Annotated in this window: 21 protein-coding genes; 11 read left to right on the top strand and 10 right to left on the bottom strand. The window is 62.4% G+C overall.

The window, feature by feature from the left end:
* Window positions 1-13: 13 nt before the first annotated feature.
* From IC50_RS16890 to IC50_RS16870, 5 genes are all read right to left on the bottom strand, one after another.
* Window positions 14-472: a MaoC family dehydratase gene (locus IC50_RS16890; RefSeq protein WP_035706920.1), complete on the bottom strand. Its 459-nt coding sequence runs from the start codon at window positions 470-472 to the stop codon at window positions 14-16.
* 14 nt (window positions 473-486) lie between these two features.
* Window positions 487-1,137: a 3-oxoacid CoA-transferase subunit B gene (locus tag IC50_RS16885; protein WP_035706917.1), complete on the bottom strand. Its 651-nt coding sequence runs from the start codon at window positions 1,135-1,137 to the stop codon at window positions 487-489.
* 4 nt (window positions 1,138-1,141) lie between these two features.
* On the bottom strand, window positions 1,142-1,795 hold the full coding sequence (locus IC50_RS16880) for a CoA transferase subunit A (protein WP_035706914.1): 654 nt from the start codon (window positions 1,793-1,795) through the stop codon (window positions 1,142-1,144).
* Between the two features lie 67 nt (window positions 1,796-1,862).
* Window positions 1,863-2,318: a hypothetical protein gene (locus tag IC50_RS16875; protein ID WP_244429601.1), complete on the bottom strand. Its 456-nt coding sequence runs from the start codon at window positions 2,316-2,318 to the stop codon at window positions 1,863-1,865.
* 152 nt (window positions 2,319-2,470) lie between these two features.
* The gene (locus tag IC50_RS16870; RefSeq protein WP_035706907.1) at window positions 2,471-3,397 is read right to left on the bottom strand and encodes an alpha/beta fold hydrolase; all 927 of its coding nucleotides are present in this window, start codon (window positions 3,395-3,397) and stop codon (window positions 2,471-2,473) included.
* Between the two features lie 133 nt (window positions 3,398-3,530).
* Between IC50_RS16870 and IC50_RS16865 the strand changes: the two genes are divergently transcribed.
* Genes IC50_RS16865 through IC50_RS16855 form a run of 4 tightly spaced genes read left to right on the top strand, consistent with a single transcriptional unit; the run spans window position 3,531 to window position 7,606 of the window.
* The gene (locus IC50_RS16865) at window positions 3,531-6,038 is read left to right on the top strand and encodes an alpha/beta hydrolase (RefSeq protein ID WP_035706903.1); all 2,508 of its coding nucleotides are present in this window, start codon (window positions 3,531-3,533) and stop codon (window positions 6,036-6,038) included.
* An 8-nt stretch (window positions 6,039-6,046) separates the two neighbouring features.
* Window positions 6,047-6,910 (top strand): alpha/beta fold hydrolase, encoded by an 864-nt coding sequence (locus IC50_RS16860; protein WP_035706900.1) that lies wholly within the window; start codon window positions 6,047-6,049, stop codon window positions 6,908-6,910.
* A 41-nt stretch (window positions 6,911-6,951) separates the two neighbouring features.
* Window positions 6,952-7,128: a hypothetical protein gene (locus tag IC50_RS42490; protein ID WP_193374125.1), complete on the top strand. Its 177-nt coding sequence runs from the start codon at window positions 6,952-6,954 to the stop codon at window positions 7,126-7,128.
* Between the two features lie 16 nt (window positions 7,129-7,144).
* Complete coding sequence (locus IC50_RS16855) at window positions 7,145-7,606, top strand: potassium channel family protein (RefSeq protein ID WP_035706897.1); 462 nt, start codon at window positions 7,145-7,147, stop codon at window positions 7,604-7,606.
* Here the strand turns inward: IC50_RS16855 and IC50_RS16850 are convergent.
* On the bottom strand, window positions 7,581-8,264 hold the full coding sequence (locus IC50_RS16850; protein ID WP_035706894.1) for a helix-turn-helix domain-containing protein: 684 nt from the start codon (window positions 8,262-8,264) through the stop codon (window positions 7,581-7,583). The two genes, IC50_RS16855 and IC50_RS16850, sit on opposite strands and share 26 nt — an antisense overlap.
* Before the next feature lie 350 nt (window positions 8,265-8,614).
* Here IC50_RS16850 and IC50_RS16845 point away from each other — a divergent pair, with 350 nt between their 5' ends.
* From IC50_RS16845 to IC50_RS16835, 3 genes are all read left to right on the top strand, one after another.
* Window positions 8,615-9,244, top strand: a complete 630-nt coding sequence (locus IC50_RS16845; protein ID WP_035706988.1) for a response regulator transcription factor — start codon at window positions 8,615-8,617, stop codon at window positions 9,242-9,244.
* A 642-nt stretch (window positions 9,245-9,886) separates the two neighbouring features.
* Entirely contained in the window at window positions 9,887-10,087 is a 201-nt protein-coding gene (locus IC50_RS43105) for a hypothetical protein (protein ID WP_085973805.1), read from the top strand.
* 192 nt (window positions 10,088-10,279) lie between these two features.
* Window positions 10,280-10,606 carry a hypothetical protein gene (locus tag IC50_RS16835; protein ID WP_035706888.1) on the top strand — a complete coding sequence of 109 codons (327 nt, stop codon included), beginning with the start codon at window positions 10,280-10,282 and terminating at the stop codon, window positions 10,604-10,606.
* A gap of 29 nt (window positions 10,607-10,635) precedes the next feature.
* On the opposite strand, the gene IC50_RS16830 is transcribed toward IC50_RS16835, so the two are convergent.
* Window positions 10,636-11,070 carry a L,D-transpeptidase gene (locus IC50_RS16830; protein ID WP_035706884.1) on the bottom strand — a complete coding sequence of 145 codons (435 nt, stop codon included), beginning with the start codon at window positions 11,068-11,070 and terminating at the stop codon, window positions 10,636-10,638.
* A gap of 305 nt (window positions 11,071-11,375) precedes the next feature.
* On the opposite strand from IC50_RS16830, the gene IC50_RS16825 reads away from it, so the two are divergent.
* Window positions 11,376-12,041, top strand: a complete 666-nt coding sequence (locus tag IC50_RS16825; protein WP_035706881.1) for a helix-turn-helix domain-containing protein — start codon at window positions 11,376-11,378, stop codon at window positions 12,039-12,041.
* Between the two features lie 26 nt (window positions 12,042-12,067).
* On the opposite strand, the gene IC50_RS16820 is transcribed toward IC50_RS16825, so the two are convergent.
* The 3 genes from IC50_RS16820 to IC50_RS16810 all read right to left on the bottom strand — a co-directional run bounded on the left by IC50_RS16820 (window position 12,068) and on the right by IC50_RS16810 (window position 15,262).
* A complete protein-coding gene (locus IC50_RS16820) occupies window positions 12,068-12,562 on the bottom strand; it encodes an invasion associated locus B family protein (RefSeq protein ID WP_244429600.1) in 495 nt (164 codons plus the stop codon).
* 107 nt (window positions 12,563-12,669) lie between these two features.
* Window positions 12,670-13,563 carry an alpha/beta hydrolase family protein gene (locus tag IC50_RS16815; RefSeq protein WP_035706878.1) on the bottom strand — a complete coding sequence of 298 codons (894 nt, stop codon included), beginning with the start codon at window positions 13,561-13,563 and terminating at the stop codon, window positions 12,670-12,672.
* 10 nt (window positions 13,564-13,573) lie between these two features.
* Complete coding sequence (locus IC50_RS16810; RefSeq protein ID WP_035706875.1) at window positions 13,574-15,262, bottom strand: TrkA C-terminal domain-containing protein; 1,689 nt, start codon at window positions 15,260-15,262, stop codon at window positions 13,574-13,576.
* Between the two features lie 141 nt (window positions 15,263-15,403).
* On the opposite strand from IC50_RS16810, the gene IC50_RS16805 reads away from it, so the two are divergent.
* From IC50_RS16805 to IC50_RS16795, 3 genes are all read left to right on the top strand, one after another.
* The gene (locus IC50_RS16805) at window positions 15,404-16,087 is read left to right on the top strand and encodes a YoaK family protein (protein WP_035706872.1); all 684 of its coding nucleotides are present in this window, start codon (window positions 15,404-15,406) and stop codon (window positions 16,085-16,087) included.
* The gene (locus IC50_RS16800; RefSeq protein ID WP_035706869.1) at window positions 16,084-17,781 is read left to right on the top strand and encodes a SulP family inorganic anion transporter; all 1,698 of its coding nucleotides are present in this window, start codon (window positions 16,084-16,086) and stop codon (window positions 17,779-17,781) included. The genes IC50_RS16805 and IC50_RS16800 overlap by 4 nt, the downstream gene beginning before the upstream one ends.
* A gap of 134 nt (window positions 17,782-17,915) precedes the next feature.
* Window positions 17,916-20,669, top strand: a complete 2,754-nt coding sequence (locus tag IC50_RS16795) for a decarboxylase (protein WP_035706866.1) — start codon at window positions 17,916-17,918, stop codon at window positions 20,667-20,669.
* Window positions 20,670-20,675 lie beyond the last annotated feature (6 nt).

Here is a 20,675-nt window from a genome sequence, read left to right as displayed (position 1 = left end):
CGCCTGCCAGCACCTACCGGTAGTGCAGTGCGATCAGCTCGGCGACACAGGCCGGCCTTTTGCCGCCTTCGATTTCGATTACGAGATGATAGTTCACGCGCAGGCCGTCGGGTGGTACGTCCTCCGTTTCCGCGATGGTAACGCGCCCTCGTAGCTTGGATCCCGCTGGCACTGGCGCCAGGTAGCGGATCCGGTCCGCGCCATAGTTCAACGTATTGCGCAGGCCTTTCAGTCCGATCACGGATCGAATGAACAGTGGCGCGAGCGCCAGCGACAACAATCCGTGCGCGATGGTCTTGCCGCCGGGCATTTCCGCCTTGGCGCGCTCCTGATCGACGTGAATCCACTGCTCGTCGCAGGTGGCTTCCGCAAACTGATTGATGCGCTCCTGGCTGATCTCGATCCAGTCGCTGACACCGATTTCGGTGCCGACCGCCGCCTTGATCTCCTTGAAGTCGCTGAATATCCGCATGTTGCCTCGCCCGCTCAAATCTTCATTTCGGGGACGGTACCGCCAACGACGAGTTCGGCCTCCGTGACCGCCAGGACCTCTCCGACGCCGATGCCTGGAGCGGTCTCGAGCAGCGTCGCCTTCCCATCGGGAAAGCCGATCACGGCGAGATCGGTGACGACCAGGCTCACCGGCCGCGAAGAGGTCAGGGGCAGGTTGCATCTCTCTACAATCTTCGATTTGCCCTTGGCCGCGTGCTGCATGGCGACGATGACGCGCTTCGCACCGCTGACGAGGTCCATCGCGCCGCCCATCCCCGGGACCATCTTGCCGGGGATCATCCAATTGGCGAGAAGCCCGTGCGCATCAACCTGCAGGCCGCCGAGCACGGTGACATCGACGTGCCCCCCGCGGATCAAGCCGAACGACATCGCACTGTCGAACGTGCTTGCGCCCGGCAGCGCACTGATCGGCCGGCCGCCGGCGTCGGTGAGGAGAGGATGCTCCAGGCCCTGCTCGGGGATCGGGCCGGTGCCGATCAATCCGTTCTCGGATTGGAAAAACACTTTCAAGTCGGGCGAGACATAATTGGAGACGAGCGTCGGAATGCCGATGCCGAGATTGACGAGGTTGCCGGGCCTGAGTTCCTGCGCGACGCGCCGGGCGATGATCTCCTGTGCGTCCATGAATTCACCCGTTCGAATTGGTGATGAGATAGTCGACGAGCGGTGCAGGCGTCATCACGTGATCGGGCGCAATGACGCCAACGGGCACGATGTGCTCCGCAGTCACGATCACGGTATCGGCCGCCATCGCCATCACCGGGTTGAAATTGCGGGAAGTCAGCGCGTAGGCGAGATTGCCGAGGTAGTCGGCGAGGAAGGCATGCACCAGCGCGAACTGCGCGCGCAGCGCGGTTTCGAGCAGATACGGCTTGCCGTCGACCTCGATCTGGCGCTTGCCTTCCGCGACCAGCGTGCCGACGCCGGTCGGCGTGAGCACGCCGCCGAGCCCGCAGCCGCCGGCGCGAATACGCTCGGCGAAGGTGCCTTGCGGAATCAGATCGATCGCGACCTGGTTGGTCAGCATCTGCTGCTGCGCCTTGGGATTGAGGCCGATGTGGGTGGCGGTCAGGCGCGACACCAGCGCTGCGTCGAACAGCTTGCCGACGCCTTTACCGGGCGTGGCCGCATCGTTGCTGATGATGGTGAGGTTGCTCTTTTTCTGACGAACGACCTCGTCGAGCAAACGTTCCGGTGTACCGACCCCCATGAAGCCGCCAATCATGATGCTCGCGCCGGTTGGAATCATCGCGACGGCTTCCTCGACGGATACGGCCTTCATGGTCGGAGCTCCGGTCAGTTCGTCAGCCGAATGTTGGCGGGCGGCGGGCTCGATCCTTTGATTTGGGTCAAGGCTTCGCATCATTCTCGCTGCGCGAAATACCGATGCTCTCCAGCATCTCGCGCCATAGCTTGCGCACCTCGGCGTGGCGCCGTTCGAGCGTGGTGCTCACCGCATCGCGAAACGGCATGAGGCTTTCGCCCTTCAGGAACATGATTTGCGCCTGCAACAGTCGGCCACTCTCGAACTCGACGCGACGCAGCGCCATCGCGAAAGGATCGTTCGCGTTCGCCTCCAATGGAAGCAGCGCCGCCGGCCTGATGCCGGCGTGGACAGCGTGAGCGAGTGTCGCAAGATCCACGGCAAGAGCCAGGGTCGGATCTGGAATCCCCTCCGCCGGTGAAGGAAACCAAGCGGTCTCCCAAGTCGCGGCGAGATAGGCCAAGGCGAGGTCAGGCGTCCAACTGGTTGAGCGCAGGAGCAGAGAAACGATCTCGGACTCGTTGTAGAACTGCGCGTTCAATTCGGCTTGCCAGGCTGATTCCAGCCTCGGAGGCAGGGCGAGAGCGAAGCGACGCCCAAGCGCACCGTGAGCCGAGACCAGGAAGCTCGCGACGCGGGTCTGCTGCCGGGCGGGCACGCGGCCCTCCGCATCCATCGGGCCGAAGAACGCGCTCATGCGGTTGTCCCCTGGACTGGAATCGCACGGAGATGATCGTAACCCGCTGGAAACGGCATGAGCTCGCCACCGGCCTCTTCCGGGGCGATCCAGACGGCCTTTTTGCCCTGCCAGCGCCCGGCCAACACGTCATCGGCGAAGCGGGCGAGCAGATCGGCCGTCAGCGCCGGCTTCTCCAGCGTGAAGGCATGATAGGCCCGCGGGACGATGACGAGGGTGCTGTCGGGAATCTGAACGCGCAATGTCTCGTGCAGGGCGCGCGGGGTGAGGAAGTCGAACTCACCGTTCAGGATCATCGTCGGCACGCCGATCGACGGCAGTTGCGACGTGAGCGGTTGGAAGTCGAGAAAGGACTCCATCAGATTCTGCAGGGCGTAAACGTCGTTGACGAGCCAGCCCTGCCGTTTCACGCTGTCGAGCTTGTCCAGCACCGGCGCGAGCCATTGATCGGAGACATTCATCGGCAGCAGCAGATCCTGCAGATAGCTCGTCCCGCCGAGGATCAGGCCGGCGCGCAGCGCGTTGCCGAGCAGGAAAAGTTGCGGTGGCAGCTCGGCAAAGCAGCTCATCGGCACCAGCCCGGCCAATCGCTCGCCATGTGCAATGGCATAGCGCAGCGCGATCAGACCGCCGAAGCTGATGCCGCTCAGGAACACGGGCCCGCTGCCGAGCTCCTGGATCAGGAGGTGCAGGGCTGCAACCTGATCGTCCTGGCTGATGAAGAGGGCGGGCTTGTCGGACTCGCCTTGACCGAGCAGATCGAAGGTTGCGACGCGGAATCGCCGTGCGACGAGCGCGTCGCGATAGGCGATCCATAGCTCGGCATATTGCGTGAGACCGTTCACGAGCACGTAGGCCGGCGCGCCGGCAGGGCCGTCAAGCTCGTAGCGAATCCGGTACGAGCCGTGGCTGAGGAAGGGCATTGCGGCGATCCGGCGGGTAATTTGGTGCCGAAGCATCCTCGATCGGAAGTTTGGCAATCCGTTGAGTTAAGTCAAAGGATGCCGCGTGGCCGCTCCTAGCCTTCGATCAGAACATTTGCCGGAGGAATCTGCCATGAATGGGAGGCAGGCCATGCGTCGTCTTCTCGTGAGTTTTCTGCTGCTGCTGGTCGGCACCTCGCTTGCGCTCGCGCAGCCATTCACGCGCCGCTCGTCGCAGATGCAGCATGACGAGCTGAAGAAGACCTACGAAATTGCGAACTTCCGTCTCGGCGGTAAATACGACCTCGCCGATCCCTCGAAATGGGAGAATGGCGGTGAGGGCGGCGTCACGCTGGAATCACTCGGGGCCGGCAAGCTGCGTACCGCCTACATCGCGGTCGGAACGCCGCGCCGCAACGGGGCCGGGGAGATCACCAACGCCGTGATCATCAACTCCTACTACTCCGGCGATTCCACCGACATGTACGAGCAATGGGTCAAGGGCGCTGCCTTGTCCGGCGGTGTGCCGATCATCGGCCCGGGCCGGCCGATCGATACCGATCGCTATTATGTCGTCATGGTCGACCCGCTCGGCACCTGGGGTGCGAGTAAGCCGTCGGACGGGCTCGGGATCAAATTCCCGCAATACAGCTATTACGACATGGTGCAGGCCAATTACCGCATGCTGCGTGATGGCCTGAAGATCACGCACGCGGCGCTGATCACCGGCGTCTCCATGGGCGGCACTCAGACGTATGTCTGGGGCGTCATGCATCCGGAATTCATGGGCGGGCTGATGCCGATCGGCGGCACGACGCAGTCGGACGGCGACGATCCCGTCGGCAACTGGACCTTCCAGATGATGACGGCGGCAATCCAGTCGGATCCGGTGTGGCAGCAGACCAGGGGCGACTATTACAAGCTGCCCAAGGAGAAGCACCCCGTTCCGGGTCTCGCGTTCGGCTGGTCGATTCTCGGCATGACCGGCTACGATTTTGCCTTCCGTACCACTCAGAACTGGAGTGCGGTGCAGCCCGAAATCTTCTACTGGGATCCGCCGAACGAGAAGGCGGCGCTGAACGTCATCAATCGCGCGAAGCTCTACGACGCCGTCGATCTCGTCTGGCGCAACCGGGTTGGCGAGACCCACAACGTCAATCCCTATCTCGGCCGCATTCGCGCGCGCACGCTGGTGATGCACATCACCAACGACCTCTGGCTGAACTTTAAGCTGGCCGAGAAGGCCGTCGACCGTGTTCCAGGCGCAGACCTCATCGCTCAGGAGAGCCCGGTCGCGCATTACGGTGTGTTCCCGATCATCAACCAGCGCAAGAACGAGCCGAAGTTCGTCGCCTTCATGGATGATGTGGCAGCGCTGGATCGCGCGCAGACGTTCGAAGACAAGAACTATCGCGTGCCCGGTGTGGCGGAAAACATCGATCCGAGGAAGTCCTTCTGGAAGGAGTTCGTGACCTACCCCTATCCGGTCAAATACGCCAACGCGAAGGACAGGAGCGGCAACTCCTGGCAGATCGGCTACATGGACGAATATGCCGGCACCGACAAGGACCCGAAGGTTCTTGTCATCATCCACGGCAAGGGCGCGTTTGCCGGGCACTACGGCAACGTGATGCAATATGCCTTGCGCAGCGGTGTGCGTGTGATCGCGCCCGATCTGCCGCACTACGGCATGTCGGGACCCGGCAATCTCGACAAGAGCCCGGCCCGCACCATGCAGGACATGCGCGAGGTCATCCATGACCTCGTGGTCAACCAGCTGGGCGTGAAGAAGGCCTTCTATCTGGGTCATTCGCTTGGTGGCCAATTCGTGATGGGTTACGCTCTGACCTGGCCGGATGCGGTGCAAGGTCTCGCACTCGAGGCGCCCTCGGGCCTCGAGGAATATCCGCGCGACATCACAATCGCCAAGGACAAGAAGGCCAGACTGTTCGATTCGGCCTTCGACCACGACTTCGACAAGTGGAAGGCGACCTGGGGCCCGACAGGGATCCTCGAGGCCGAGATGAAGCGTTCGGAGCAGAATGTCCGCGACTTCTTCTACTTCAAGAAGCGCGATCCCGAGACCAACGTGGTGTCCGCGGCCAAGAGCGGCTACTTCTTCAGCGACAGCGAGTATGCCCGCTTCCACACCGAGCAGCGCGTCGGCTTGATCAAAGGCGATCCGAAGGAGCTCGAACAGTGGTGCAACGTCTTCATCTACGACATCTACACCATCGGGGCCGAGCTTCAGCAGGATGATCCGAAGAACCTTTACGAGCGGCTCACCCAGATCAAGGCGCCGATCTTCCTCTCATTCGGCGACAAGGAGCCGTTCATCCCGACGCCCGCCTTCAACGGGCTGACGGATCTCGGGCGGGACGTGATCACGCCGTTCATGACGCGGATGACCAATGCCGGCAACCGGCCGATTCTGAAGATCTATCCCGAGACCGGGCATTTCATCCATACCGACAATCCGGTGGAATTCCCGGCCGACGTGGTGGACTTCGTGACCAGGGGGACGGTGGATACCTCTTCTCCGCTCGGCACGGACCGCATGATCAAGGGCGCGGTGGTCTCGGCTTTGCCGGTGGCGCCGACGCCACCCGGCGCCGCCCCCACAGCCGGCCTGAACAAGTAGGATAGGTCATGACAAAGGTGCAGGCGGGCGAGGTCCAGTTGGGTTGGCGGCAGTGGGGAGCAGGCGACGTCACCGTCGTCTTCATCCACGGCAATCTGGCCAGCAAGGACTGGATCGAACTCGCCGCACCGCTGTTTCCCTCAGGGCTGCGCGTGATTGGGATCGACTGGCGCGGTTGCGGCGACAGCGACCGGCCGAAGCCGGTTGCCGACTATTCCAACTACTCGATGAAGCAACATGCGCAGGACCTGCTGGCCGCGCTCGATGCGCTCGGCATCGCGTTCTGCCACCTCGCCACCCACTCCACCGGCGGTATCATCGCTGCGCGGATGCTGCTGATGCACCCGGAGCGGTTCGGGAGGGTATTCGCGCTCGACCCCGTCACGCCGCTCGGCATGGCCTTCAACGCCGACCAGATCGGTGTCTTTCGCGCGATGATGGCGAGCAAGGAGGTGACGCGGGCGGTGATGGCGACGGCGGCGTCTTCGCTCTTCGTCCCCGAGAGCCTTGCGCCAGACGCGGTGCCGCGGTTTCGAGAGGGGCTTGGAGACATCCAGCCGTTGTTCGAGCGCATCCTCGATCAGACCTTTGGTGTATCCGAAGGGATCTGGATCGGCACGCCCATCAACCTCAACCGCGAGTGGGAAGGCAAGGAGCTGGAGCGCCGGATGGCCGAGATCAGGCATCCGCACCTGGTGCTGTGGGGAGAGCGGGATGGGTGGATCCCGCCGGCGGATCTGCGAGCAATGGCGGCGGCGATGCCGGATTGCCGGCTGGTGATCGTGCCCGGCGTCGGCCATTCGATGAATCTCGAGATGCCCGCCCTTTATGCCGGCTATTTCGGTGCCTGGTTCGGAGGACTGGCGAGATAGCAGCATCGCCATCGGCAACAACCGCGTGAGGAGAAACCATCATGGCCGGAACGACCAAGCTCTCCGTCGAGAAGGCGCTCGAAAAGTTGCGCGGCGATGAGCCGCCGAAAACCAAGGCGGAGCAGGGTGACGAGAAGGCCGAAGCGCTCAAATTGGAGATAAAGCGTATGAGAGCGCAAAGGCGGCGCCTCGATCCGACTTCCCGCAAGGACAGTTGAGCTACGTTCGCTTCGGATGGTACTCCAGTTCCTCGCTGGCGGTCTCGTCAGCGCCATCAACATCATGATCCACGCGATCGTGACGGTGGGCGCCGTCAGCATCGCCCGAGCCGTCGGGCTAAGCAACACCGCGCGACCGAGGCTGCAATTGATGGCCGTGATGGTCGCAACGGCAGCGGTGCTCATGCTCGCGCACACGCTGGAAGTTTTGGTCTGGGCGGTCGCCTACCTGGTTCTCGGCGCTGCGCCCGCCGGATCCGATCTGCTCTATTTCGCCTTCGTCAATTACACCACGCTGGGTTATGGCGATATCACGCCGCTTCAGGCTTGGCGGCTGATCGGGCCGATGACCGCCATGAACGGCATCCTTCTGTTCGGCTGGTCGACCGCCGTGCTGTTCGAGGTCCTGCGCAAGACTCTGGAGCATCTTGCGACGGCCGAGGCTGACGCACTCAGCCCTGCAGATCGATCGTGGTGAGCCTGCGACGGTCCGACAGCACGATCTGGCGTTGCGTATTCCCCAGAAAGCCGATGATGCCGAGTTCATGCAACCGCGATAGAGCGCGCGAGACCGTCTCCAGCGTCAGGCCGAGATAGTCGGCAATGTCGCGGCGCGACATCGGCAGAGCTATCACGCCGGCTCCGGTCAGGCGCTGGTCCATCTCGAGCACGAAAGCGGCGACGCGCTCCAGCGATGTCTTGCGCCCCAGCAGCAGCATGTGGTCTTCGGCGTGCTGGAGGTTGTTCGTCGTCATGTTGAGCAGGTTGTTGGCAACGACGGGATCGCTGTCGGCCACCAACTCCAGGGTTTGCCGGCGGATCAGCCGGACGGTGGTGTCCACGATCGCCTCCGCCGTGAAGCGGTGCGAATTGCCGTTCTCCAGTCCGAAGATATCGCCGGCGAGGTGAAATGCGCCGATTTGGCGCCGCCCGTCAGAGAGGAGCTTGTAGCTTCGCACCGCGCCCGTCTTGACCTGATACACGTAATCGGCGGGCTCCTTCTCGCCGTAAATTTCGGTTCCTTTCCTGTAAGCAAATTCGCTCAAACTAACTGTCGCATTCGAGCCGCTGGTCATTCCAAGGTCGCGAAGTGAATTCGGACGGTGCGTGGAATCGGTTGTGATGCGCACAAACATGGCCAACTCCTCAACGAATCGTTGAATTGGTCTCAGATCAGAATCGACTGGAATTCCAATGCGGGAATGCGCCGCGCTATCCCATTCCCGCCAGGGTTGATTTACGACTAAAGAAGATATTCTCGTCCATTGTCTCTGGGGACATTGTACCTTGGGACAGGGGCGAAGTCGCGTGCGCGGAATGAGAAGACCGACAAGTGATATGCACGACTTGAAGCGATGTTTCGATTTGAACCGTTTTGCTGTGCACAATGTCGTTCAGATTGACGGAGTTGCCTCTGATTTGACTGACTTCGCTGGCGTCTAGCACAAGGGACGCCCGGCAAGGGTCTCGCGGCTAAGAGGTGGAATTGCCTGGCCTGGTTCATGTGGTAGATGACGATGCGTCGTTTCGGACGGCGATAGAGCGCCGGCTGAGGCTGGCGGGTTACGACGTCGCAACGTATTCATCGGCGGAGGAATTGCTCGGGCGTCTGCCGAGCGTCGAGCAGCCCGCTTGCGTGCTGCTCGACGTGAAGATACCGGGCTTGAGCGGTCCCGATCTACAAAGCCGGTTGATCGAGATCGGTTCGACGTTGCCGATCATCTTTGTTACCGGCTATGCGGATACCGCGACGACCGTGCGTACGATCAAGGCCGGGGCCGAGGATTTTCTGACGAAACCGGTCTCGTCAGAGCAATTGATCGATGCGATAGAGCGCGCCATGTCGCGCCAGAATGTGTCGCAGAGCCAGCGCAGCAGGCTCGACGCATTTCGCGCGCTCGTGTCGTCCCTGACACCCCGCGAACGGCAGGTTTTCGATCTGGTCGTGCATGGCAAGATCAACAAGCAAATTGCGCACGAACTCGGAACGACGGAGCGAACGATAAAAGCACATCGACACCAGGTGATGGAGAAGATGCGGGTCCATTCGCTCGCAGAACTTGTGTCGATCGCGGAGCGACTTGGCTTGGTTGATCCGGACGGGCTCAAAGAATAGGCATTCGGCCTGTAGCCATGAACTCGTTCATCGCCTCCGTCGAGGCGGTATGCGGGCGCGCGGACCAGCGGGCCCTGCTGTTGCCCTGGCGCGCCGCCGAACAAACGTCGGCTCCCTTTTCCCGCTGCTTAAATTGGAGCTCTGTTGATCTTTGTCAACGGTCTGGCGACGGCTGACCTCACGTTAGCTCTCATCACCACCAATTGGGAGGGACGAGCATGACTCGAATTGCCAAGCGGCTTGGACTGATCGCGGTTGCATCGATCTTTGTGGCAGCTCCGCTGTCACTCCGACCATCATCGACAAGCCTGCTCACCGTATCCCAGGATAGTGCCGAAGCCAGGGTTGGGCGACCGCTGACGCCAATGAGCGTGGCGGGCGTCAATCGCCGTGTGCATCGCCGCGCCTATTATGGCGCTGCCGCCGCGGGAGCTGCGGCTTATGGGACGTACCGCTATCGGAGAGCCTGCGGGTACTATCCTTATCCGCCTTGTTACTGAGGTTCGCGGGGCGCCGCGTGCATAGCCAGCGATGGACACGTGCGCTGTGCCCCACGTCGTGCCGTTCGTAGTTGCCAAATAGGAGGTGCTCTTGAAGCCGTCCCAATTTTTCACCTCGGTCGCCCTCAGTGCCTGCCTCGTCATTCTAGGTCTCTCGGCCAGCAGTGGCCCGGCAGCCGCAGTGGTGTACTGCCAGTACATCGACTATCCGCCGAGTTGCGTCGCCAGACCGGGCGTCGTGCTCAGGCCGCGACCGGTCGCCCGTGCAGCCGCTCGCGAAGCGGTGCGGCCGGGAACACCGATGAACCGCGGCGGCCCAGTGAACCGGGTCGGGCGCCGCTGAATTCAGCGCTCCGGCCTGCGCGAGGACAGAACCCCGGCCTTGAGCCGGGGTTTTGTTTGACCGGTCCGATGGAGATCGCTGAGGAGAATTACGGAGGCCGCCCAGAATTTGCGTCAGATCAATCTTGCTCCCCCGACCTCGAACTAGCCTTCGCCAACGCGTGCGGCGATGTCCAGAACGGACACAAGTGGAATGGGCAGCATCATGCTTTTCAAGACACTCACGTTGCATTCACTCATCTACATCGCGGGCATGACGACCGCGATGGCCGTTCACCAGGCCATTCCGCTGCCTGGCCTTTCGGCAGGATCTCAGTCCGCCCTCGAACAGAACGCAAATCGCTCGGGGAAGAGCGACAGGCTGCCGACGGTGCAATTGAAGCGGAGAGCGCTGGACAAAGTGCCGGTGCGTCTGCAACCGCGAGACCTGCTCAAATCCGGCAAAGCGGCCTGCAAGCCTCCCATCGACGTGCCGGGTCGGTGCTTTGCGGAGGCGACGCCAGTCCAGAGGCTCGGCTAGGATCGTTAGCATCCGCCGAGATGGCGCCCTCAGGGCGAGATTTCAATCGTTGTATTCTGAGATCCCTGAGCCTGGATCAATTCGAACAGTGATTGTGCTTGGTCCGGCGCCAACCGGATGCAGCCGTGGGACACAGGACGTCCAAGATTGCGCACCTCGAATGTCCCATGAATCGCGTATCCGCCGTGGAAGAAGATCGAATAAGGCATCGGTGTGAAGTCGTAGAGCTTCGAGTAATGCATGCGCTGGAGAGAATAAGGCCGATACGTGCCGGTGGGCGTGCGATATCCGCGCCGCGCCGTCGAGACTGGCCAAGTCACATACTCGGTCCCGTCGACGGCGACCAGCATCGTCTGGGTGGAAAGCTGAACTCGCACCGTGACGGCTGCGTGAGCGCTTTGAGCGGCAATGCCGAGGAGCAGAAGCACGGTCAAGATCAGGGATGCAGGCAAGCGTGCAGGCATTTCGTTTTCTTTTCAAGCATTCGCAAATTACGACAGAAAGGTGGCGCCCAGATGTGATCAGGCCGGTCGCTTGTCGGCGTCGATCTCGCGGCGGGACGCAACCCCGAGAGTTGCTGCAAGCTAAGTGAGTTTCGGCGTGCGTTGTTGATCAGACGCAAGCCCGCGCCTTTGCAGCTCCCTATCGGTTTTTAGCAATCCGATCCGGGAGAATACGTAGGCGGGGACTCAAATTGCTGCAGATCAAATTCGCTCGGCAGCCGTCTGCCTAACATTCGTGCATTGTTAATTCAGTCGGAGTTTTTCAGATGCTGCTCAGGACCAACACCTCCAGCATCCGTCCGGTTGACGGGCATCTCGCAGCACTCGCAGGCGAGCGCGTGTTCTGCAGTGAATTTCGATACCGCAGAGGAACGGAAGTCTTCGGCGAAGGAGAGGAGACGGAGTACGTCTATCAGATCATCTCCGGCGCAGTACGCACCTACAAGCTGCTATCGGACGGCCGTCGCCAGATCAGTTCGTTCCACCTGCCCGGCGACATGTTCGGGCTCGATAATGGCGCATCCCATCGATTCACTGCTGAAGCGATCGTTGAAACCAGGGTGCGTATCACCAAGCGACGGAGCCTTCTCGAGACGATGCGAAGCCGGGAGTCGGGCGCCTCGATATTTCTTGGTCTCGTGACGCGGAACCTGCAGCATGCGGAAAATCACATGCTTCTGCTGGGACGAAAGACGGCACTGGAGCGCGTGGCCGCGTTCCTGCTCGAAATCGACGAGCGGCTCGGCCATCCCAAGGTCTTGGTGCTGCCAATGAGCCGTCGCGACATCGCCGATTATCTCGGATTGACGCTTGAGACGGTCTCGCGCACCTGCTCCACGCTGCGCGACCGGAAGATGCTGAAGTTCGAAGGGGCGACTCAGCGGCAGATCGTGTTGCTCGACCGCAATGGACTTGCCGAGTACGACGCCTGAGAGCACCTGCGAGGCGGCGAGCCGGTTCATTCCTCGATGTCTTGCTCGAGCGTCTGCGCCGGCGGTCCGTTGTGAGCGACGCGGAATTGCGAGAGAGACATGGAGGTCGTGAGCGACAGCAGATTGGAGTCGACAACCTCCAGCGTCAGAGTCTTTCCCGCTTCCATCTCTTTGATCAGCTTCGGGCTCGCCACGTCGCCTGCGATGCAGCCGTTGCTGAGGCACCAACTGTAGGGAATCGGATTGATCGCGCCTGCATCAACCTTCAGCTTGGCGGGAATTCGCAGATACATGCCGACGGGGACGAAGATCTGCACGCGCGCATTGCCGCCTTTCTCTCGTTCGATCAGATCGATCCGAACCGCCATCTGCCCGGTCTCGTAAGTCCCCGAGATCGAGGTCCTGCATAGCAGAGGGGCCCCGGCTGCCTTGAAGCAGAGCTTCTTCCACTCGCCGTACTTGATGTCGCTCGCGGACCGCTGCCCGCGCGGCGTGATCTCCGCACTCACGGGTGCGGTCACGAAGATGGCCGCCAGCAGAGCCGCAAACCAAGTCCTGCCAATCCAATTGCGAGCGAAGTCACGATTGCGAAGATGCATCTCTATCCTCCTGACACCAGCAATGGCCGTCACTTCAGGGCGTCGAGAAATCCGGTGACAAGTGGTGACCAGATTGGAATCGCATCGGGCGAGCCGACGAAATAATGCCCCTCGTTGCCGAACGGCGGCATCAGGTGGTATTCGGCCTTGCCGCCGCCGGCAGTGAAGGCCCGATGCATCCGCTTCGACAGAGCCGGGCCGAAGAACGTGTCGTTCTCGATGTAGATCCACAACATCGGCACCCGCGAGGTGCGGCCGAACTCGCCTGTCGTCTCGACCAGCCTGTCGGGCGCGCAGTTGTTGTTCGGCTTGCCGCCGACCCGGCCGCCGCGGCCCGCGGCGAAGGTGATGATGGCCTTCACCTGCGGCGGGTTGAGGCTCGACAGCGCAATGGAGGCCCAGCCTCCTGCGGATTGTCCGACCACGATCACGCCGTCAGGCAGGACGCGCTTCTCGGCAACCATGTAGTCGATGATCCAGAGGTCGACCTGGGCGACAGCGAGACCCGCATCATGGAAGTTCGGATTGGTGCACTTGCCGACCTTGGAGAAGAACGGGCCGTACATCCCACGCTCGGGAATGTCGATGGCGGAGGCGCCGTATCCGGTGCCGACCGGCGCCACCACGAGATAGCCTTGCCTGGCGAACCATTTGGCGGCGTCGCGAAACTCGACCAGCGGAAAGAAGCTGCGTTCGGTCGGGTTGAGCGACACGCCGTGGTTCATGATCACCAGAGGGAAGGGGCCGTCGCCCACGGGGCGCACCAGATAGGCGAACATCGGGAGCGGCAACGGTAGAGCCCAGATCTCTTCGTGAATGCGTCGTGGGGCGGCTTGATCGTCGGCACCGGCCGGCACAATCAAGAAAGCCAGCAACAGCAGCGCCGCCCACAGCGTTCGTTTGACTGAGGAATACGACGGCATTCCATCCTCCTCATCCGGCAAAAGTCGCGGCTACGATGATCGGGCCGAGCACCGTCAGAACGACGTTCCCCACTGCATAGGGCACGGCGACGCCGAGCACCGGCGTCTGGCTTTCGGCGACTTCGCAGGCGCCCGTGACGGCGGCGTCGACTGTCATGGCTCCTGCCAGTGCGCCGCAGGCGACGACTGGATTCATGCGCAGCACGTGATAGGCGAACAGCGTCGCCACCATCAGCGGCACAAGCGTGACGACAAGACCCATGCCGACCAGCAAGAAGCCATGCGCCTGGATCGCGATCCAGGCGGCATGGCCGTTGCCGAGGCCGATGGCGGCAATGAAGCCGCCGAGGCCCAGGTCGCTCAGTGTCTGCTGCGCGGCGGGCGGCATCGCACCCATCGTCGGCCAGCGTGACCGCAACCAGCCGCAGACGAGGCCCGCGATCAAGGCGCCGCCTCCGCCGCCGAGCGTCAGCGCGACGCTCCCGAACTTGAAGCTGAGCAGGCCGGCCAGCAGGCCGGCGGCAATGCCGGCCGCGAGAAAGGCGATGTCGGTGCGGTCGCCGGCGCGCAAGATCTGTCCGACTTGCGCGGCTGCGCGTTCGATGTTGCGGCTGGTGCCGACCAGCGTCATGACGTCGCCCACATAGATGCGCGTGTCCGCACTAAGAGGCACCTCGCGCCCCATCCGCGTCAGGGTCCGCAGGAACACGCCGCGCGCATTGCTGCCGACGCGATCGGCCACGTCCTGGACCGAACGGCCGTGGAGCTTGCGGTTGTCCACCAGCACGTCGACCACATTGCCCGGCATCGCCTTCAGGATCTCGTCGGCGTCGATCTCGGTGCCGATCACGGGCCGTGCGGCCACGATCACCGCTGTCCGCCCGGCGATCACGATGTCGTCGTCGGTCTCGAGCACGGTGTCCAGATGCGGCTCAATGTCGGCTCCGTGACGCACGATGCGCTCGATCACCGTCCGGCTGCCGATCTCCCCCTCGATCGCCTTCACGGTTCGGCCCGCGGCCGCCGAGACGCGATAGGCGCGCGCCTGGAATTTGCGATAGTGCAGGTTCTCGGTCTTGGGAGGCTCGCCCCCGGCAAGCTCGATCTCGAGCTTCTTGGCTTCGTCCTTGAGGTTGACACCCATCAGCTTGGGCGCGACGAACGGGACGTAGAGGAGCGTCAGGATGTATCCGAGAACGTAGGTGACGGCGTAGCCGGCAGCGATATTCGCCTCTTGCTGCTCGAGCAAAGCCTTGGACAGCCCAAGTTGCGCCAGGGCACCCGAGGCAGTGCCGATGACGGAGGATTGCGTCAGTGCGCCCGCGGCGAGGCCAGACGCGGTGCCTGGGTCGAGCCCCACCGTAAAGGCAAATGCCAGAACGATGATCAAGCCCGTGCCGCCGAGCACGAGCGCCATGGCGACCTGGGCCAGAGTGCGGATGCTCAAGGATGCGAAGAATTCCGGTCCGGATTTGTAGCCGATCGTGAATACGAACAGGCTGAACAGGATGACCCGCAGCACCGACGGAAACGCGAAGCTGCCGAGTTGACCGATGAGCACGGCAGCGATGAGCGTGCAGGCAGTGGTGCCGATCGAGAAGCCGCGGATCCTGATGCGGCCCAGGATCGTGCCAACGGCGACAGCAAGCAAAAGAAAGATTTCCGGAGCGGTGGAGATGATCCACCTGACGGTGTCCATGGTCGCTATTCCCCGGCGCTTGGTTCCGGGTGAATTTGAATCCTCAAAGCCGCTCGGAGGTTTGATTCAAGTCAAGCCTTTCCTCCGCTCGGGCGCCGTCAATAGGCCAGTGCCAGATCGGCGACACACGACGTATCGGATATGAGCTCACTGGGGATTGCCGCTGCTCCATTGCTGCGTCGCGACGAGACGATCGCCGTCGCGCTGTTGCTGGCGTTCGCGGGTGGCTGTCTCGATGCCTATACCTGGATCGTTCACGGCGTGATGGCCAACGCTCAGACGGCGAATCTCGTCCTTCTCTGGGTCTACGGAATGGCCGGCGAGCGGGCGAGAGCGATGCAATTTGTCCCTCCGATCATGGCCTTCGCGCTCGGCATTGTGGTCGCTGCTTGGCTGCGCCGCGCTGCGGGGGAGAGAGCCAGCGCGATCAGTACGTTGATCGAGATCCTCGTTCTGATCGCTGTCGGGATCCTACATAATCGGATGCCCGAGATTGCCGGCACGTTGGGAATTTCATTCGTCGCCGCAATGCAGGCGGCGGTCTTCACCAGGGTCGAGGGCGCGACGTACAGCACGGTGATGATCACCGGTAACATGCGCCAAGCGATCGAGGGCATCTTCGCAGTGGCTTCCGGCGGCGCCGCGGTTGGGACGTTGCGGCGGTCCGGCATCTTTACGGCCGTGTGCGGCGCCTTCGGCCTTGGCGCCGCCCTCGGTGCTCTGATGACCAAGGCCGCCCCGGACCTCGCGCTAGGGCTTCCTGTGGTTGCCTTGCTGATCGTTCTATTGCGGTGCGAAGTCGTGCGCTCCGAGGCGAGCCCATGAAGCCGCCGTCTGAACCGCGGGTTGGCTGGACGCGTCTGTTTTCGCCGTTTAGTTGGCTTTCCGGGTATCGGATCGCTTGGCTCTCCTCCGACGCAGTGGCGGGCGTGACACTGGCCGCGTACGCGATTCCAGTGTCGCTCGCGTATGCGGGCCTTGCTGGCTTACCGCCGCAGACCGGGGTTTATGGCTATATTCTTGGTGGCATCGGCTATGCGCTGCTCGGATCGTCGCGCCAGCTTGCCATTGGTCCGACCTCGGCCATCTCGCTGATGATCGCGGGCACCGTCGGTTCGCTCGCAGCAGGCGATCCGGTTCGCTATGCGCAAATTGCAAGCCTAGTCGCCTGCGCAGTAGCGCTGCTATGCCTGATCGCCTGGCTGTTCAAGCTCTCGAGTCTCGTCCGCCTGGTCAGCGACAGCATCCTGGTCGGCTTCAAGGCGGGTGCCGGGCTCACCATCATTATGAGCCAATTGCCAGCTCTGTTCGGTGTTTCTGGCGGCGGTCGCAATTTCTTCGATCGGGCAATCCACATCGCAGGCCAGTTTGGCGATACAAATCTGCTCGTATTGACGGTCGGTGCCGTTGCGCTCCTGCTGTTGCTGCTCGGCGAGCGGCACCTGCCGGGCCTGCCGGTGGGCATCAGCATCGTGGCACTCTCGATCGTGGTGGCCACGCTGCTTGGGTTGCCTGCCATGGGCGTGCCGGTCACCGGCAAGATCCCCGAGGGTCTGCCGACCCTTGCCGTTCCGACCTTCGGCTTGGTCGAGCCCGAAGAGCTGTTTCCCATTGCGGCGGGTTGCCTGTTGCTGGCCTATATCGAAGGCGTGTCGGCCGCGCGCAGCTTCGCTGCCAAGCACGGATATGCGCTCGACGTCCGGCAGGAATTCCTTGGCCTGGGCGCCGCCAACCTTGCCGCGGCATTCGGCCAAGGCTATCCCGTCGCTGGCGGCCTGTCCCAATCGGCCGTGAACGACAATGCCGGCGCACGGACACCGCTGGCGGTGATGATCTGCTCCGTCACCTTGGCGCTGTGTCTGTTGTTCTTCACCGGCCTCCTGACCAACCTGCCGAAAGCAGTGTTGGCCGCCATCGTATTTGCAGCGGTGTACAGGCTGGTGGACATTCCCGCGCTGATCCGCATGTGGAAAGTCAGCCGGATCGATTTCTATGCAGCGGCCATCGCCCTGATTGCGGTGCTGCTGCTCGGAATTCTTCAAGGCGTGCTGCTCGCTGCGATCGCGTCGATTTTCCTGCTGCTGGCGCGGGCGTCGCAGCCGAATATCGCCTTTCTCGGCCGCCTGCGGGGAACCGGCCGCTACTCCGACAGCGCCAGGCATGAAGGGGTCGAGCCGCTGATTGGTGTGATCGCTTTCCGCCCTGAAGCCTCGCTGCTCTACATCAACGCAGAGACGGTCCTGGAGGCAGTGTTGAACGCGCTGGGGAAATCGGCTGAGATCAGGCTGGTCGTCTGCGATCTCTCGGCATCGCCCTATATCGATCTCGCCGGCGCGCGCATGCTGCACGATCTCTACGACGAGCTCGCCTCTCGTCACATCGCACTCTGCATCGTCGGCGCGCACGCGCAGCTGCGCGACCTCCTGCGTGCGGAAGGGCTGGCTGAAAAGACCGACAGCTCACAGTGGTTGCGGACGCTCGACAGCGTTCTTGGCGGCCCTGACCAAAGAGGGCGGTGAGGTCCTTTTTGCGCTGCGGTACGCGCGCTCTGAAGACGGCTAATCAGAAGCCTCGGACCGTTGACTTGAATCAACGAAGCCTACGAGCGGAAGGCCACGATCCCGCGTCATTTGCCGAGGACCGGGAGAGAGACATGCCCAAGGAAGCCAAGCCCGCACAGAAGCGTATCGATCAATTCTTCTCTGGTCCTGGCGGCCGGGCAGACGATTGGCGTGACCTGGTGGAGGCAGCGAAGGTCTGGGCCCGAGCCGGAGATCGCGCGAAATACGATGCCTTGCTGACCGATCTTTCCGTGACGGAAGAGTTCCACGGCTATCCCGGCCTGCACTTGATGGCGGCGTTGCGGGAGGCCGCGTTGGCGGGTGATGGACAAACCTCGCTCGCCCTTGTGACCCGGATCGCACAGGCGCTTGCGACGCGATCCTTCCGCCAGCATGCCGGCGACTGGAATCCCAAGGACGAGAACAATGGCGAGATGCCGGACCTGTTGCCGCCGACCTTCGGCTCGCACACAGCGCGCCGGCCCTATTTCGAGACCCTGATCGTCACGGGCGTGTCGTCCAACAATTGGCCGACGCTCGCCGCCGAGTGGCGCAAGCTGCGTCGGCCGGCCGATTCGTTCGTCTACGAGCCCGTCATCGTCGGCAGCCTCGAAGACGCCTTCTGCGCGACCATGGTCAATCCCAACATCGCGGCTGTCGTCATCAATGAAGGCTTCGCTCTTCGCTCGCGGCATAACGCGCCTGTGCTCCGGACGATGACGGCGTCAGCCAACCTCAATGAGGAGACCGACGCGTCGGCGCTCCGGCTCGCCCATATCATCAAGCGCGTCCGTCCCGAGCTCGACATCTATCTCATGTCCAATCGCGATGTTGAGGAGATGGCCGGCGACCCACAGGCCAACGTGGCCCGCCGCATCTTCTACTCCATCGAGGAGATCCTGGAGCTGCATCTGTCGATCCTCGAAGGCATCCAGGACCGCTACGACACCCCGTTCTTCGACAATCTGAAGAAATACGCGCAGCGCCCGATCGGGACCTTCCACGCGCTGCCGATCGCGCGCGGCAAGTCGATTTTCAAATCCGACTGGATTCGCGACATGGGCGAGTTCTACGGCCCGAACCTGTTCCTGGCCGAGAGCAGCGCCACCACCGGCGGTCTCGACAGCATGCTGGAGCCGACCGGTAACATCAAGAAGGCGCAGGAGAAGGCGGCGCGGGCGCTCGGCGCCGACCGTGTCTTCTTCGTCACCAACGGCACATCGACGTCGAACAAGATGGCGGTGCAGGCGCTGCTCGCGCCCGGCGACATCGCAATCGTCGACCGCAACTGCCATAAGTCTCATCACTACGGGATGGTGCTGGCGGGTGCGCAGCCGCTCTATGTCGAAGCGTTCCCGATGACGGAATATTCGATGTACGGCGCGGTGCCGCTGCGGACGATCAAGCAGGCGCTGCTCAACGCAAGGGCCGACGGCCGGCTCGACCGCGTCAAAATGCTGGATCTCACCAATTGCACCTTCGACGGCCACATCTACAACACCCGCCGGGTGATGGAGGAATGTCTCGCCATCAAGCCCGACCTGATCTTCCTGTGGGACGAGGCCTGGTTCGGCTTCGCGCGCTTCTCGCCGTTCCTGCGTCGCCGCACCGGACTTGGCGCCGCCAACGAGATCGAGGCGTGGATGCGAGATCCGAAATCGGTCGCGGCCTATGAGAAGCAGCAGGCCGAGCTCGGCAAGAATCCGTCCGACGAGTTGCTGCTCAAGACCCGGCTGATCCCGGATCCGCGTCAGATCCGCCTGCGCGTCTACCAGACCAACTCGACCCACAAGTCAATGTCGGCGATCCGCCAGGGCTCGATGCTCACGGTCAAGGATGTCGAATTCCACACGGTCGAGCAGCAATTCAAGGAGGCGGTGTTTACCCATGCCTCGACCAGTCCGAACCAGCAGCTGATTGCCAGTCTCGACATCTCGCGGCGGCAGATGGAGCTGGAGGGATACGGCCTCGTCGCCAATGCGATCGAGATCGCGTTCGCGATCCGCCAGGCGGTCAACAACAATCCGCTGATCTCGAAATATTTCCGCATCCTCGGTGCCGACGCCATGGTGCCCGCGCAATACCGCCAGAGCGGCTTTACCGATTATCTCGCCAACGGCGTGAATTGGGCCAACACACTGAAGAGCCTGGACGACGACGAGTTCTGCCTCGATCCGACCCGCATGACGCTGGTCTGCGGCACCGCGGGATTCGACGGAACCCAGTTCAAGGGCATCCTGGCGAGCGAGTACAACATCCAGGTCAACAAGACCTCGCGCAACTCCGTCCTGGTCCAGTCCAACATCAACAACACCCGAAGTGACGTCGCGCACCTCATTCGGGTACTGGCCGAGATTGCCGGCGAGGTCGATCGTGGTCTGGTGCAGGGCGGAGCCAATGCGAAGAAGACGTTCGAGACCCGGGTCAACAGCCTGATGAGGGACGTACCCGATCTGCCGAACTTCTCGCATTTCCACCCGAGCTTCCGGGGCGATTCCGGCACCAAGACCAACGAGGGCGATATCCGCGGCGGCTTCTATACGGCGTATGACGCGGCCGGTTGCGAATTCATCCGCCTCAGCGATCCCGAGATCGACCGCCGGCTGAAGGCGGGGCCGGACCTCGTCTCCGCTAGCTTCGTGATCCCGTATCCGCCGGGCTTCCCGATCATGGTGCCAGGCCAGGTCATCACCCAGGAAACCATCGACTTCATGCGCAAGCTCGATGTGAAGGAGATCCATGGCTACGATGCCAGGGAAGGTCTGAAACTCGTGCGCGCGGAAGCCCTGGCGAAGATCGGCAGGCCCAAGCCCGCCGGGGCGCCGAAGCTCAAGGCTGCATCTTAGAGGGGA

It is taken from the genome of Bradyrhizobium genomosp. I (2014) (genome assembly GCF_000261685.1).
GTDB lineage: Bacteria > Pseudomonadota > Alphaproteobacteria > Rhizobiales > Xanthobacteraceae > Bradyrhizobium.
This window is presented reverse-complemented; position numbering and strand designations above follow the sequence as displayed.

What these genes read in the sequence shown, in the direction of transcription:
- IC50_RS16815 (WP_035706878.1), bottom strand. Translation starts at nt 13,563, where the DNA reads ATGCCGTCGTATTCCTCAGTCAAACGAACGCTGTGGGCGGCGCTGCTG.
- IC50_RS16805 (WP_035706872.1), top strand. Translation starts at nt 15,404, where the DNA reads ATGAGCTCACTGGGGATTGCCGCTGCTCCATTGCTGCGTCGCGACGAG.
- IC50_RS16865 (WP_035706903.1), top strand. Translation starts at nt 3,531, where the DNA reads ATGAATGGGAGGCAGGCCATGCGTCGTCTTCTCGTGAGTTTTCTGCTG.
- IC50_RS16850 (WP_035706894.1), bottom strand. Translation starts at nt 8,264, where the DNA reads ATGTTTGTGCGCATCACAACCGATTCCACGCACCGTCCGAATTCACTT.
- IC50_RS16835 (WP_035706888.1), top strand. Translation starts at nt 10,280, where the DNA reads ATGGGCAGCATCATGCTTTTCAAGACACTCACGTTGCATTCACTCATC.
- IC50_RS42490 (WP_193374125.1), top strand. Translation starts at nt 6,952, where the DNA reads ATGGCCGGAACGACCAAGCTCTCCGTCGAGAAGGCGCTCGAAAAGTTG.
- IC50_RS16795 (WP_035706866.1), top strand. Translation starts at nt 17,916, where the DNA reads ATGCCCAAGGAAGCCAAGCCCGCACAGAAGCGTATCGATCAATTCTTC.
- IC50_RS16870 (WP_035706907.1), bottom strand. Translation starts at nt 3,397, where the DNA reads ATGCCCTTCCTCAGCCACGGCTCGTACCGGATTCGCTACGAGCTTGAC.
- IC50_RS16810 (WP_035706875.1), bottom strand. Translation starts at nt 15,262, where the DNA reads ATGGACACCGTCAGGTGGATCATCTCCACCGCTCCGGAAATCTTTCTT.
- IC50_RS16800 (WP_035706869.1), top strand. Translation starts at nt 16,084, where the DNA reads ATGAAGCCGCCGTCTGAACCGCGGGTTGGCTGGACGCGTCTGTTTTCG.
- IC50_RS16860 (WP_035706900.1), top strand. Translation starts at nt 6,047, where the DNA reads ATGACAAAGGTGCAGGCGGGCGAGGTCCAGTTGGGTTGGCGGCAGTGG.
- IC50_RS16890 (WP_035706920.1), bottom strand. Translation starts at nt 472, where the DNA reads ATGCGGATATTCAGCGACTTCAAGGAGATCAAGGCGGCGGTCGGCACC.
- IC50_RS16885 (WP_035706917.1), bottom strand. Translation starts at nt 1,137, where the DNA reads ATGGACGCACAGGAGATCATCGCCCGGCGCGTCGCGCAGGAACTCAGG.
- IC50_RS16880 (WP_035706914.1), bottom strand. Translation starts at nt 1,795, where the DNA reads ATGAAGGCCGTATCCGTCGAGGAAGCCGTCGCGATGATTCCAACCGGC.
- IC50_RS16825 (WP_035706881.1), top strand. Translation starts at nt 11,376, where the DNA reads ATGCTGCTCAGGACCAACACCTCCAGCATCCGTCCGGTTGACGGGCAT.
- IC50_RS16855 (WP_035706897.1), top strand. Translation starts at nt 7,145, where the DNA reads ATGGTACTCCAGTTCCTCGCTGGCGGTCTCGTCAGCGCCATCAACATC.
- IC50_RS16830 (WP_035706884.1), bottom strand. Translation starts at nt 11,070, where the DNA reads ATGCCTGCACGCTTGCCTGCATCCCTGATCTTGACCGTGCTTCTGCTC.